This window comes from Streptomyces sp. 5K101 (assembly GCF_046506645.1).
GTDB lineage: Bacteria > Actinomycetota > Actinomycetes > Streptomycetales > Streptomycetaceae > Streptomyces.
On the sequence record NZ_JBKFFO010000068.1, the window covers coordinates 1 to 755 of the forward strand.

1 protein-coding gene is annotated in these 755 nt (G+C 63.7%); it reads right to left on the bottom strand.

The annotated features are described in order from the left end of the window. Positions 1-755: IS3 family transposase (locus ACLB9X_RS34385; RefSeq protein WP_410364342.1), on the bottom strand; the 755-nt coding region annotated here is incomplete at both ends.

The following is a 755-nucleotide window of genomic DNA, read 5'->3' on the forward strand; positions in this document are numbered from 1 at the left end:
GGGCGCCGAAAAATGATTCGGCCATGGCGTTGTCGAAACAGATCCCGGTGCGGCCGGCAGATCTGCGGAGCCTGAACCGGTCGAGCGTCTTCCCGAACTCGGCTGACATGTAGTTGCTTCCGCGGTCGGAGTGAAATATCGCGCCGGCCGACAGGTTTCTGTTTCGTGCCGCGTTGCGGACCGCCCTGGATATCAGTGGGGTTTGGTAGTGGTCGTCCATCGCGTAACCGATGACTTCCTTCGTGCAGCAGTCGATGACCGTTGCGAGGTACAGCCAGCCTTCCCCGGTCGCGATGTAGGTAATGTCGCCGACGAGCTTTTCGCCGGGTGCGTCAGCGGTGAAGTTGCGGCCGACGAGGTCCGGCACCTGGCCCACTGTGGCCTGGGTGAGGCTGAACCTCTTCGGCCGCGGCTGGCAGGGCTCAAGGCCCAGCTCGCGCATGAGCCGGCGGACCAGTTCCAGGCCGGCAGTGATGCCCCAGCGATGCAGCTGGGCCTGGATGCGCCGGTGGCCGTAGGTGCCGTCGGACATGTCGAAGGCTTTCTCGATGAGCAGCTTCAGTTCCTCGCGCCGCTGGGCCGTCGCGGATTGCGGGCGGGATCGCCAGTCGTAGTAGCCGGATCTGGATACGCCGAGTCGGCCGCACATGAACTCGACGCTGTACGCGTACTCCTCGGTGTCGAGCCGCATCTCGTCGATGAACTCGTACTTGCTTGCTACCGGGGATCCTTCGCGAAGTACGCTGCGGCTTTTT